9 protein-coding genes are annotated in these 13574 nt (G+C 49.4%); 6 read left to right on the top strand and 3 right to left on the bottom strand.

The annotated features are described in order from the left end of the window. Positions 1 to 11 precede the first annotated feature (11 nt). The 3 genes from rplK (at position 12) to DWX26_RS10530 (ending at position 3484) form a co-directional block, all read left to right on the top strand. Positions 12 to 437 carry a 50S ribosomal protein L11 gene (gene rplK / locus DWX26_RS10540; protein WP_022463245.1) on the top strand — a complete coding sequence of 142 codons (426 nt, stop codon included), beginning with the start codon at positions 12 to 14 and terminating at the stop codon, positions 435 to 437. A 79-nt stretch (positions 438 to 516) separates the two neighbouring features. Beyond that, complete coding sequence (gene rplA / locus DWX26_RS10535; RefSeq protein ID WP_022463246.1) at positions 517 to 1209, top strand: 50S ribosomal protein L1; 693 nt, start codon at positions 517 to 519, stop codon at positions 1207 to 1209. 274 nt (positions 1210 to 1483) lie between these two features. Further along, entirely contained in the window at positions 1484 to 3484 is a 2001-nt protein-coding gene (locus tag DWX26_RS10530; RefSeq protein ID WP_055226831.1) for a glycoside hydrolase family 31 protein, read from the top strand. 202 nt (positions 3485 to 3686) lie between these two features. Here the strand turns inward: DWX26_RS10530 and DWX26_RS10525 are convergent, their stop codons facing one another. Further along, a complete protein-coding gene (locus tag DWX26_RS10525; protein WP_055226833.1) occupies positions 3687 to 4607 on the bottom strand; it encodes an aldo/keto reductase in 921 nt (306 codons plus the stop codon). 284 nt (positions 4608 to 4891) lie between these two features. On the opposite strand from DWX26_RS10525, the gene DWX26_RS10520 reads away from it, so the two are divergent. Continuing rightward, on the top strand, positions 4892 to 5668 hold the full coding sequence (locus DWX26_RS10520) for an SGNH/GDSL hydrolase family protein (protein WP_022463249.1): 777 nt from the start codon (positions 4892 to 4894) through the stop codon (positions 5666 to 5668). 60 nt (positions 5669 to 5728) lie between these two features. On the opposite strand, the gene DWX26_RS10515 is transcribed toward DWX26_RS10520, so the two are convergent. Continuing rightward, the gene (locus DWX26_RS10515; protein WP_022463250.1) at positions 5729 to 6421 is read right to left on the bottom strand and encodes a TetR/AcrR family transcriptional regulator; all 693 of its coding nucleotides are present in this window, start codon (positions 6419 to 6421) and stop codon (positions 5729 to 5731) included. 351 nt (positions 6422 to 6772) lie between these two features. Here DWX26_RS10515 and DWX26_RS10510 point away from each other — a divergent pair, with 351 nt between their 5' ends. After that, positions 6773 to 9871, top strand: coding sequence for a hypothetical protein (locus DWX26_RS10510; RefSeq protein ID WP_118601392.1), 3099 nt, complete (start codon positions 6773 to 6775; stop codon positions 9869 to 9871). Between the two features lie 537 nt (positions 9872 to 10408). Here DWX26_RS10510 and DWX26_RS10505 read toward each other — a convergent pair. After that, the gene (locus DWX26_RS10505; RefSeq protein WP_022463253.1) at positions 10409 to 11341 is read right to left on the bottom strand and encodes an AraC family transcriptional regulator; all 933 of its coding nucleotides are present in this window, start codon (positions 11339 to 11341) and stop codon (positions 10409 to 10411) included. Positions 11342 to 11509: 168 nt separating this feature from the next. On the opposite strand from DWX26_RS10505, the gene DWX26_RS10500 reads away from it, so the two are divergent. Continuing rightward, a complete protein-coding gene (locus DWX26_RS10500; RefSeq protein WP_330423002.1) occupies positions 11510 to 13540 on the top strand; it encodes a glycoside hydrolase family 127 protein in 2031 nt (676 codons plus the stop codon). Positions 13541 to 13574: the final 34 nt, after the last annotated feature.

Raw genomic sequence — 13574 nt, 5'->3', positions numbered from 1 at the left:
GGTGCCGTAAAATGGCAAAGAAAGTTACAGGATATATCAAATTACAGATTCCTGCTGGTAAAGCAACACCAGCACCACCGGTTGGACCTGCACTTGGACAGCACGGAGTAAACATCGTACAGTTTACCAAAGAGTTCAACGCAAGAACAGCAGATAAGGGAGACCTGATCATCCCTGTAGTTATCACTGTATATGCAGACAGAAGTTTCAGCTTCATAACCAAAACTCCTCCGGCAGCAGTTCTGCTTAAGAAAGCCTGCAACCTGAAATCTGGTTCCGGCGTTCCGAACAAAACGAAAGTTGCTACTATCTCTAAGGACAAAGTTCGTGAGATCGCAGAGATGAAGATGCCAGACCTGAATGCAGCAACTGTTGAGGCAGCTATGAGCATGATCGCAGGTACCGCAAGAAGTATGGGTATCGTTGTAGAGGACTAATTTAGAAGAAGAGTTTACATCTTCTCGTATTGACGTGGGAGGGAGATTCCCGCAACTACCACCAGGAGGTTATTAGACAATGAAACATGGTAAGAAATATTTAGAGGCTGCAAAAGCAGTTGATCGTAGCATTCAGTACGATCCGGCAGATGCTATTTCCACAGTTAAGAAATTAGCTACTGCTAAATTTGACGAGACAATCGAAGTTCACATCAAAACTGGTTGTGACGGACGTCACGCAGACCAGCAGATCCGTGGAGCAGTTGTTCTGCCGCACGGTACCGGAAAACAGGTTCGTGTACTTGTTTTCGCTAAAGGCGCAAAAGCTGATGAGGCTGTTGCAGCAGGTGCAGAGTTCGTTGGAGCTGAGGAGCTGATCCCGAGAATCCAGAACGATGGCTGGTTTGATTACGACGTTGTTGTTGCTACACCGGATATGATGGGTGTTGTTGGTCGTCTGGGCCGTGTACTTGGACCGAAAGGTTTAATGCCAAACCCGAAGGCTGGTACCGTAACTATGGATGTTACCAAAGCCGTTAAAGAGATCAAAGCAGGTAAGATTGAGTATCGTCTTGACAAAACAAACATTATCCACGTGCCAATCGGAAAAGCTTCTTTTACTGAGGAGCAGTTAAGCGACAACTTCCAGACGCTGATCGGTGCAATCAACAAAGCAAAACCGGCTACTCTGAAGGGACAGTACCTGAAGAGCGTTACTCTGGCTCCTACTATGGGACCTGGAGTTAAGGTTAATACTTTGAAGCTTGCATAATAAATGAAATACTGAGAACCCCCGGGGCTGTAATGGCTCCGGGGGTTCTTTGCGTTGAAAAACGGACGCAGGGGAAAGGTGAATTCCGATTCCTTAAGAAAGAGCTTTATTTCAATGGGAAATAATTGAAAAAGATCAAAATAGTGTTAGAACATGAAAATTAAGATCAAGTATTTTGCCGGAAATGTTAGTATAATGCTAAGTAGAAAGTAAACGAAAAGAGCAGAGCCCATGCATGCGTTTGGAACGGCGGGTTCTGGAAAGGGAGGGTTTTATGCAGTATTTTGAAAAACAGGGAAATGCGCTGATTTTCCGGCAGGATGGGGAGACGGTCCGGGTGGAGCCGTGGCAGAAGGACAGTCTTCGGGTGAGAGGTACGCTTCTTTCGGAGATAGAAGAGGGAAGCATTGCACTGCTTGATCCGGAACCGGTGGAAGCGGAAATTGAGCTGGTGGATGAACTGAAAGCGACGATCAAAAACGGTAAAATCCAGGCGGTTCTCGAGCTTCAGCCGTGGGGACAGAAGCTGCGGATTACGTTCCTGAATCAGAAGGGCGAGGTGCTGCTCTCCGAGATCGCAAACGGCGGAGCGCTCTGCTTGCGCGCACACGATTACCGTGCATTAAAGGGAGGCGCTTATCAGCTGAAAGTATCCTTCGATTCCAACCCGGATGAGAAGATTTACGGTATGGGACAGTATCAGCAGGAGAGAATGAACCTGAAGGGATGCAACCTGGAACTGGCGCACCGTAATTCGCAGGCGAGCATTCCGTTTTATGTATCGAGCCTTGGCTACGGCTTCCTGTGGCACAATGCAGCGGTCGGTGAGGTTCATTTCGGAACGAACACAACGGAATGGCTGGCACGCACCACAAAGCAGCTCGACTACTGGGTAACCGCAGGCGATACCCCGGCAGAAATTGAAGAGCACTTTGCAGATGCCATTGGTAAAGTTCCGATGATGCCGGAGTACGGCCTTGGCTTCTGGCAGTGCAAGCTGCGCTACTACAACCAGGAGCAGGTTCTGAACGTGGCGCGCGAGTACAAAAAACGCGGCATTCCGCTGGATGTTTTTGTGATCGACTACTATCACTGGCCAAGATGCGGTGATTACCGTTTTGACGAGGAATACTTCCCGGATCCGAAGGCAATGATCGATGAGCTGCACGAGATGGGCATTGAGACGATGGTTTCCATCTGGCCGCAGATCGACTGGAGAAGTGAAAATTACGAAGAAATGAAACAGCAGGGACTTCTCGTGAAGAGTAATGCAGGTGTTGATGTTCAGATGCTGTTCCATGGAAATAATGTCTTTTTGGATGCAACGAATCCGAGAACGAGAAAGTATGTCTGGGAAAAAGTAAAGAAAAACTATGCAGATCTCGGCATCCGTACGTTCTGGCTGGATGAAGCAGAGCCGGAATTTTCGACGTACGAGTATGAGTGCTACCGCTACGCCGCAGGCCCGGTGGAAGAGATCGGAAATATTTACCCGAGAGAGTATTCCCGCATGTTCTACGAAGGACAAAAAGAGAATGGGCAGGAAGATATTGTCAACCTTGTGCGCTGTGCATGGCTCGGAAGCCAGAAATACGGTGCGCTCGTGTGGTCCGGGGATATTTTCTCAACCTACGAGGATTTCCGCAAACAGATCTGTGCAGGCCTTCATATGGGACTTTGCGGTATTCCGTGGTGGACGACCGATATCGGTGGATTCCACGGCGGTGTGACCGAAGATCCGGACTTCCAGGAGCTGCTTGTGCGTTGGTTCCAGTTTGGCACCTTCTGCCCGGTTATGCGTATTCACGGAAACCGGGGACCAAGAGAAGAGATCATCAACAAGGCTGGCGAAGTGCGTGAGGGAACCGGAGCTGACAACGAGGTATGGAGCTTCGGAGAGAAAAATTATGAAATCCTGACAAAATTCATCGGTGTCCGCGAAAAAATGCGCGATTACACGAGAAGCCTGATGGCAGAAGCGCACGAAAAAGGAACACCGGTCATGAGAACGATGTTCTATGAGTTCCCGGAGGATGCAGCGTGCTGGGACATCTCCGATGCTTACATGTTCGGCTCCGACATCCTTGTAGCACCGATTGTCCGGGCAAAAGCAACGAGCCGTACCGTTTATCTGCCGGCCGGTGCATCCTGGACACTGGCAAATACCGGTGATGTTTATGAGGGCGGAAAAGCCTACGAAATCGAGGCACCGATCGAAACACTGCCGATCTTCCTGCGCGACGGAAAACAGGGATATCTGGTGGGAGAGATCTGATAAATCACAGAGCAGTTGTTTGGTTATGGGCAGGCAGCAAATGCGGATTGCAGATAGCTGTATGAAAAAAGAAAAGGAAAAAGGGAAAAGCATTCCGGAAGATCGACAAGATCCAAAGGAATGCTTTTCCGATGTTATAAATCAATCCCGGATCCGAAAAACGGATTTTAGCCTTGCTCCGCATACGGGCGGACAGAAAAACTTACGGAAGCGGATGACCTGCCGCCAGATACAGCTCATACCATTCTTCCCGCGTCAGCGTAATATTGCATGCCGCGATAATCTCTTTCAGGCGTTTTTCACTTGCCGTACCGGTGACGAGCTGCATATTCGCCGGATGGCGCAGAATCCACGCCGCTGCAATCGTGGTATCACTGACACCGTATTTTTCGGCCAGCACGCGGATTTTCTGGTTCAGCTCCGGATACTCGTCACTTCCAAGGAAGCATCCCTTCCATGACGGCATCTGGAATGGCGACCACGCCTGAAGCGTAATATCATGGAGCCGGCAGTAGTCGAGCAGACTTCCGTCGTGGTCAACCGAGCCCGGTGTCTCCATATTAACTTCCATGCCGTTGGCGACAAGATTGGAAACCGGAATGCTGAACTGTACCTGATTGACAACGAGCGGCTGGCGGACATATTTCTGCAAAAGCGCAATCTGCATCGGCTTGTGGTTGGAAACACCGAAATGGCGGACCTTTCCGCTCTCAAACAGAACATCAAACGCTGCTGCAACTTCTTCTGGCTCTACGAGGGCGTCCGGGCGGTGGAGCAGCAGAAGATCGAGATAATCGGTCTGCAGCCGTTTTAAAATACCGTCCACCGATTCCAGAATGTGCTCTTTTGACAGATCATAGCAGCCCTGGCGGATGCCGCATTTGGACTGGATCAGAACATCCTCGCGGTGCAGGGAAGGATCGGAGGCAAATGCATCACCGAAAACTGTTTCACTCATGCCGCTGCCGTAAATATCAGCATGATCAAAGAAATATGCGCCCTGTTCCAGCGCGGAATGGATGAAATGATTCATCTCGTCTTTCGATTTTTCGGAAAGCCGCATGCATCCGACTGCAATCGAAGGAACTTTTCTCAGATGACTGCCTAAAACCGTTTCTTTCATGACAGAATTCTCCTTTGTGATAAAATAAAATCTTACTCTCACTATACCACTCAAGTACACTTGAGAGTCAATCTTTTTTTGGAAAAAGTGGTGAAAGCTTTCGCCAGAACCGCTGCGGATTCGACCAAAACACAGAAAAGCCGAACTTTGTTAACAAAATCGGAACAAAATCGACAACAAAGTTTACTTGCATTTTCGAAAAAATGATGTAAGATAGGGGTATTCGAAAAAAGATCCGAAAGGATCTGTAAATCTGTACTGACTCAGATAATGGAGGTTTACCCATGGATGCAAAAATCATAGCCGGAATCCTGGCAGCAGGAGGCGCAGCCTTAGCTGCCGGCGGCGTATATAGAATGAATAAGAAAACTGGTTACTTCAAAAAAGGGAATTCCGTCCGGTACGATGTTTCCCGGATCCCGTTTAAAAAGACGAGTCCGTTAAAAGGAAAGACGGTTGTCTTCCTGGGATCTTCCGTGACGAAGGGATTTGCGGCCCACAACAATGCGTTCGCGGAGTACATAGCGAAAAAAGACAGCTGTATCTGCATCAAAGAAGCGGTCAATGGAACAACGCTGATTGATAACTGTGAGGATTCCTACATCGAGCGCATGCGCGACAATCTCGACCCGGAGCGTCAGGTGGATCTGTTTATCTGCCAGCTTTCCACGAACGATGCAACGCGCAACAGCCCGCTCGGCGAAATTTCGGAATCCCGTGATCTGGACAGCTTCGATGTCAAAACCGTCTGCGGTGCGATCGAGTACATCATTGCGTATGCAAAAGAAACGTGGCACTGCCGGGTCATGTTCTACACTAACCCACAGTATGATTCCGATACGTACGCAAAGATGGTGGAAGCACTTCTGAAAATTCAGGAAAAATGGCAGATCGGCGTGATTGATTTCTGGAATGACGAACGGATCAACAGCATTTCGCCGGAAAAACGGAAACTGTATCTCCAGGATCCGATCCATCCGATGAAGGCCGGCTACGCTGAGTGGCTCGTCCCGGTGATGGAGCAGCGGATTGCCGAATATCTGGAAACGCAGGTATCATAAAAAAGACAAAAAAATACTTTCGTGGTTTCTTTGGTTGGAAGATTCCGCGAAAGTATTTTTTTATTGCGCTGCCCTTAATGGAGCCGGATGATCAGGCTGCTGTGCTGACGAAATTGTTTTTTCCGTACTTTCTGTTACATTCCGTTTTTTACGGATCCGGAACTGTTTGAAAATGCCGCGGATGGCGTCGTAGAGCTCCGGCTTTAAGTCCTCAAGCGGGATTGGCTGCTGATACAGGATGGCATTGTAGCTTGTGCCGCTTACGAGTTCCAGAATCATATAGAACATCAGCTCTGGTGAGCGGTACGTATATGCCGCGTGAGAGAGCAGCGATTCGTAAATCGTGTAGATAGCAGGTGCGTCACTGAACGGAGAAAATGTAAGCGAATTTTTGAAGAACCCCCAGCTTAAGTGCTTGGAGATCAGCGTCACAAGGCTGTGGTTGGCAGCAAACTGATCGAGGATATTGTCGGTGATGAAAAGCACCTGCTCCTCAAAATCCTGGATGTCCGGATGGCGCAGCAGATCCGCATAGGCTGCCTGGAATATCTGGCTTGCCTTGTGCGCAATCAGATGATTTCGAATATCGTATTTATCTTTGAAATAAAGATAGAAAGTGCCCTTTGCAACGCCGGCGTTGTTCACGATGTCCGAAATAGAGGTTTTATTAAAGCCGTTGTCGATAAAGAGCGAGAAAGCAGAGTCCAGAAGGGACTCACGTTTCATTTGTTTGTTATTATCAATTTTTCCCACAGAGAGTCTCCTTTCATGAAAGATATCAAAAGCGTGTGTCATTATCTTGTCTATAATTATAGGTATCATACATGGAAACTGTCAAAGGGAAAATGACTAATTTTCTCATTTTTGTGACTATGCACGAAGAAAAAAATGACCGATCGTCAATTTTGTGCAGTATTTAATGTTGACTAAGAGTCATTTTTGCGTTATAACATTAGATGATTGAAAGGCATAGGAAAAACATCCTCGATCTGAGGGAAACGGTATCCCGCAGTATCTTACTCCGAGCGGGTTTTACTTCTCTTATGATCCTGGATTTCATCATAAAAAACCATTATAAAAACCACAGAAAGGAAGTTTATCACAATGAATAGAAACAGAAAACTGAGAAAACAGATGATGTCTGGTCTTGCTGTTGGTATGGCTGCTGTTATGGGAGCTGCTCCGGTTTATGCAGCGACAGGAGAGGACGCAGCGGTTTCCAAAGAAGAAACCGTATATGTAAATGCAAATGCAGACGGATCGGAAGATCAGATTACCGTATCCAACTGGCTGAAGAACGCAGGAACGGAAAAGAACCTGCAAGATGAGAGTGAACTGAAGGACATCAAAAACGTAAAGGGCGACGAGGAGTTCACCCAGAGCGGAAACAAGCTGACCTGGCAGACAGACGGCGAGGATATCTATTATCAGGGAACAACCACAAAAGAGCCTCCGGTTTCCGTGAAGTTCACCTATTATCTGGACGGCAAGGAAATCAAACCGGATGACCTGGCCGGAAAGAGCGGAAAACTGAAAATCAAAGTTGACTATACAAACAACACAAAGACAACGGTTGACATCAACGGCAAGAAAGAGACGATGTACACCCCATTCGTCCTGATGACCGGAATGATTCTTCCGCAGGATACTTTCTCCAATGTCAAGATCGACAATGGTAAAGTCATTTCCGATGGAAGCAGAAACATCGTAATCGGATTTGGTATGCCGGGCCTGCAGGAAAGCCTGGGATTAAATTCCGATTCCCTTGAAGATCTGGTATCCGGTGACAGCGATTTCGAACTGCCGGAAAGCCTGGAGATCACTGCAGATGTGGAGAACTTCTCTCTGGATTCTACCTTCACCGTTGCACTTGATGATGTTCTCGACACCATCGATACCGACAACATCACCGGATACGATGACCTGAAGGATGCACTGAGTGATCTTGAGGATGCTGCAATGGAACTGGTTGACGGTTCCAAGGCACTCTCCGATGGTGTGGATACTTTAAAAGACAGCTACAAAGAGCTGGATGACGGTATCGGAACGTTAAAAGACGGCGCTGACGAGCTGAACAGCGGAGCCGGCACACTGGCAGGCGGAGCCGGCACACTGGCAAGCGGAGCATCGACTCTGGCAAACGGAACTTCTACTCTGAACAGCGGAGCTTCTACCTTAAACAGCGGAGCAGCTACCCTGTCCAACGGAGCATCCACCTTAAGCAGCGGAGCTTCTTCCCTGGCAAGCGGCGTAAACTCTTACACCGAGGGCGCTGATACCCTGAATAAAGCAATCCAGACGTATCTTGGAAAGAACGGTGTGCTGACTGGAAGCGTAACCGAGTATGTAAACGGTGTGAATAAAGTCGTTGCAGGCGTAAAACAGTACACCGACGGAACAACACAGCTGTCCGACGGCGTTGCTTCTTATGTAGCAGGCGAGAAACAGCTTGCAGCAGGCGCTGAGCAGCTTCAGCCTCTGGCAGACGGCCTGACCGAGGTAAACAGTGCAATCGCAACACTGAACGCAGCACTCGACGGAAAAGATGAGAATGATATTTTAGCAGGAGCAAAACAACTCTCCGAGGGACTGACCAGTTTGAACGAGCAGCTGCAGAGCACCGATGTACAGAGCCTTCTGACGATGGTAGACGGCATGACCAGCACCGGTTCTACCCTGATCTCCGAGACCGAGGCGCTCTCCGAGGTTCTGAACACCACAATCGCAGGATCTGTCAACAGCATGATGTCAAACGGCAACGAGCTGATGAGCCAGATGGATACGCTGTCCAAAGGACTTGAGAGCTACTTAAGCGGTCTGGAGGCACAGATCACGAATCAGGCAACGCAGATGGGAACCCAGATGGCAGCACAGGTTCAGGCATGGGCAGACGGAGCAGCAGCACAGCTGAACCAGGAAGCAACAGCAGCAGCACAGAGCGCAGCGGATGCAGCAGCAAGCCAGGCATCCGCCGATGCAGCAAAACAGGCAAATGATCAGCTCTCTGCAGCAGCGGCTGCACTGGATGCACAGATTTCCGCAGCTAAGAGCGCTGGAAATACAGAGCTTGCTGATTCCTTAAGTAAAGCAAGAAACCAGATCGGAAGTGTCAGCGTTTCCGCTTCAGCAGGAACCGTTTCGGTTACTCCGGTTACAGCCCCGCAGATTACTCTTCCGGAACTGAACTTCGAAATCGAGCGCCCGGATCTCTCCGGTCTTGCAGCAATGCAGCAGAAGATGAGCGACATCAAGAGTCAGTACAGTGATCTGCAGAAGACGGTTGCAGCTCTGATGCCGCAGCTTGAGACCATGCAGAAACAGATGCAGACCATCACCGATAATAAAGCAGTTGTTGAGCAGAATCTTGGTGCAATGCAGAAACTGACCGCAGGTGTGGCACAGCTTGATGCAGGCGGAAGCGCTCTGTACAAGGGCGTCGGTACTCTGTCCGCAGGTGTGAGCCAGCTGTACAGCAGCACAAATGAGAGTTTTGCAAAAGCAACAGCAGGCATCAATGCACTGAACGCAGGATTTACTCAGCTGAGTGCTTACAATGATACGCTGCTTTCCGGCGCAAGCCAGCTGAAAGCAAATGCACCGGCGCTGGTTGAGGGTGTTACGACTCTGCAGGGCGGCACGACACAGCTGACCGCAGGTCTTGGACAGCTGGGAAGCCAGTTAAGCGATGGATCTGCAAAACTTTCTGCAAACAGCGGAAGCTTAAGAAGCGGTGCTTCTCAGGTAGCAAGCGGAGCATCCCAGCTGGTAAGCGGAGCCTCCACACTGGCAAACGGAACTTCTTCCCTGGCAAGCGGAGCTTCTGAACTGAACAGCGGAGCTTCTACGCTGGCAAGCGGAGCATCTACTCTGGCGAGCGGAGCTTCTACACTGGCAAATGGAACTTCTTCTCTGGCAAACGGAGCTTCTGATCTGAAATCGGGAAGCAGCAAGGTTGTTGATGGTATTGACGAGCTGTCCGATGGTGCGAAAGAACTGGCTGACGGTACGAAGAAGTTTGAAGAAGAGGGTACCAGCAAGCTGAAGAGTACCTTTGAGGATGATCTGGGAGATGTACTGGATCGGATTCAGGCGCTGAATTCGGATAAATGCGCTTATACTTCTTACAGTGGTAAGGCAAATGGAATGGATGGAAGCGTGAAATTTATTATTGAGACTGCAGCAATTGAAGCTGCGGAAGAGTAATGTGATTCCACGGTAGATTGTGAGGCCGCCTGCGGTCGGGATGTTTTCCCCGACCGCAGGCGGCATTTACGTTACGTGGGGTGCAAAAAGACAAAAAATAAGAACAGCCCGCGGATATGCGGGCTGCTCTTTCATAATGAGGGGGGAGATAGTTTTGAGTGGTTCATCAACTATCTAAGTTATAGTATAGGGAAGAAATGTGAGCAAAGTATGTCTATTTTCTAAAAGAAACAGTAAATTTCTAAAGAATAAGTGAATCCATCCATTGAGTAAATCACTTCCGTCCGCCAAAACGTAGATGGGTCCCCAGGCGCAGCGGAGCGTCCGCCCCCCCGCGGTGCATTTGCAGGAGGGGTAAGGATGTTAGAGGGCGGAAATTTGCGTTGGGACCGGGCGCAGCACTGTTTGACCGAAGGGAGTTTGCGGAGCCCGGTTCCGGTTTTAGCAAATTTTCGGCCTCTTACAGCCTCTTCCCCTCCGAAACAGCACCGCGGGGGGCGGACGCTCCGCTGTGCCTGGGGGTCGTATCCTCCCGTCCTATTCAAAAGAAAGTTTCCGGTTCCCATAACTCTTCCGGTACTGTCCCGGCGTCATCCCGGTGAGTTTTCGGAAAGCCGTGGAAAAATTATGCGCATCCTGAAATCCCACATTATAAGCAATCTGAGAGACCGTGTGATTTGTGTCCGTCAGCTCGGCCATAGCGCTGTCCATTTTGGATTTCAGGATGAACTGCTTCAGTGTCATTCCGGTGCCCTCGTGGAAGAGGGAAGAGAGGTATTTGTCGTTGTAGCCGAAATAACGGGCGAGTTCGGTGACTTTGAGGGACTCGCTGCTGTGGTACTGGATGTAGCTGATGATGTCCTGCAGGATCTGCGTCCGCTGCGTTTCGGAAGTGTAGGTGCGGTAGAAGGGACTCTGACAGTTGATTTCGCCGAGAACAGCGGCAGTCAGGCTGTTGTTGAGGAACGTATTGTGGAAACGCAGGGAAGTGTCCTGGAGCTGCTTCATGAGGATGATGACGCGGTTCGGGGAGGAAAGCGTTCCCTGGCGCGGGATGCATAACGTTTCGGGGTAGTTGGATGGAAGCTGGGCGGGAGCGAGGTCCTCAAGACGGTAGGAGGATGGCGGTGCAGCATGAAACTCATCCAGAACCGATCCGGCGGTCGGGTCAGAAGGAGCGATGATCGGTGCGGAGGGGATACCAGGGATAAAATGGAGCCAGTAGAAAGAGCAGCTTCCCTTTTTCGAGCCATGCTGATGGACGGTCGGCGGCAAAAGAAGATATTCGCCGGGGTGAACCTCGTAAGAGCGGCGTTCGTCCGCGATAAAAAGCGTTCCTTCCGTCACAACCATCAGTTCAAAATTGACGAGATTCCGTGTCAGGTGCATCCACTCCGGGGACGGGGACTGGAATTTGCCGCAGAGGTCGTAGGTAAAACAGGCGGCATCTGGAAATAAAACAGAGATCATATGACTTTTTCAAACCTTTTCAAACATTCTTGTATTTTAAACGGCGGTCCGTTTTGCTAAAATAAAACTATAGAAAAACAGGAAAACAGCCGTCAAAAGAAGTGTAACGCTTCCCATATCTGAAAGCAAGGAAAATATCTTTTTCAAACCAGGAGGCGGCGGAAGAAAATGAAAAAGGAGACCGAAAAAATGGATCAGAAAAACTTCAGCAAACCATTATCCCTGGCAAAAGTCCAGGTTACCGATGCATTCTGGAAAAAAGAGATGGAGCTTGTCCGCACCGAAGTAATTCCGTATCAGTGGAATGCCTTAAATGACAATGTTCCGGGAGCAGCACCGAGCTTCTGTATGCGGAACTACCGCCGCGCCGGTGAAGTTGAAAAAGAGCGGAAAGCAAAAGGAGACAAATTTGTTCAGATCAAATATCCGCTGGATACTTTTGAGACACTGCCGAAGGATGGCAAAATGGACGGAAGATTTTATGGCTTCCTGTTCCAGGATACCGATTTTACCAAATGGGTGGAGGCAGTTGCGTACTCCTTGACACAGCATCCCGATCCGGAGCTGGAAAAAACGGCAGATGAAGCAATTGAAGCTGTCTGCGCAGCACAGAGAGAAGACGGATACCTCGATACCTACTATCTGATCAACGATCAGGATATGATTTTTACAAACCTTAAGGACAACCATGAGCTGTACTGCTTCGGTCATCTGACGGAAGGCGCCGTAGCCTATTATCAGGCGACCGGAAAAGACCATCTCTTAAAAGCAGCAGAGCGTTTCGCGGACTTTATTGCCAGCAAACTCGGTCACGGCGAGGGTAAAAAAGCAGGTTATCCTGGTCACGAAATTGCAGAGATGGCTCTGATGCGTCTCTATGATCTGACCGGCGAGCAGAAGTATCTTGATCTTGCGAAATACTTCATCGATGAACGCGGAACAAAACCATACTATTACGATATCGAGCGCGGTCTGACCTGCCCGGAGGGCGAGGAACGATATAGCTACAATCAGGCAAACCGCCCGGTGCGTCAGCAGGATGAGGTGCAGGGGCACTCCGTACGCGCCGTATATCTCTATTCCGGCATGGCGGATGTGGCAAGGGCAACGCAGGATGAGAGCCTGCTGAAAGCCTGTGAAACTCTCTGGAACAACATGGTGCATCAGAAAATGTACGTCACCGGCGGAATCGGTGCCACTCATATAGGAGAGGCATTCTCTTTCAACTATGACCTGCCAAACGATACCGCTTACGCAGAGACCTGTGCATCCATCGGTCTTGTGTTCTTTGCTCGCCGCATGCTGGAGATTCAGGCAAAAGCAGAGTACGCGGATGTGATGGAATTAGCCCTCTACAATGGCGTTCTCTCCGGAATGGCGCTCGACGGAAAGAGCTTCTTCTATGTCAATCCGCTGGAGGTACTGCCGGAGGCATGTCACAAGGATGAGCGGAAATTCCATGTAAAACCGATCCGTCAGAAATGGTTCGGCTGTGCCTGCTGCCCTCCGAACCTGGCAAGAACGGTAAGCTCAGTTGCATCTTACGCATACACGGAAAACGACACAACCCTGTTTGTCCACTTGTACATGGGTGGAACAGTGGAAGGAGAAAAAGTAAAAGCATCCATCACTTCCGAATTCCCGTGGGACGGCCATGTTTCCGTGACCTGCGAGAGCGATACCAAAGAGCCGTACACCTTTGCATTCCGCATCCCGGGATGGTGTGCTTCTTATGAAAAAGAGATTCCAAAAGGCGCAGAAGTGGAAGAAAAAGACGGGTATCTGTATGTGACAAAAGTATGGGCGAAGGGTGAGACGATCCGCCTGAACTTCCCGATGGAAATCCAGTTTTTGGCATCCAATCCGCTTGTACGCGAGGACGCCGGCCGTGTTGCCGTAAAACGAGGACCGGTTGTTTACTGTATGGAAGAAGCAGACAACGGAAAGAATCTGCATTTGACAAAACTCTGTGTGAATGGTGAAAAAACCGCAGAAGCAGCCGATGAGCTGGGCGAGCATTTTGTGCGCGTAACGGCCGAGGGACGTCGCATGAAGCTGGGCGATGCGGAAAAACAGCCGTTGTATCATCTGTATCAGAAAGAGGAAGAGGAAAAGACGAAACTGAAGCTGATTCCATATTATATGTGGAACAACCGAGGTGAGGGCGAAATGCAGGTATGGATCCGCGCATGTGAATGATTTTATTAAAGAAGAAATAAAAAACTCCGGAAAA

Origin of the sequence: Blautia sp. AF19-1, assembly GCF_003479155.1 — a bacterium.
GTDB classification, from domain to species: Bacteria; Bacillota; Clostridia; order Lachnospirales; family Lachnospiraceae; genus Fusicatenibacter; species Fusicatenibacter saccharivorans.
The sequence above is the reverse complement of the archived record's forward strand: the minus strand, read 5'-3'. Positions and strand labels throughout refer to the sequence as shown.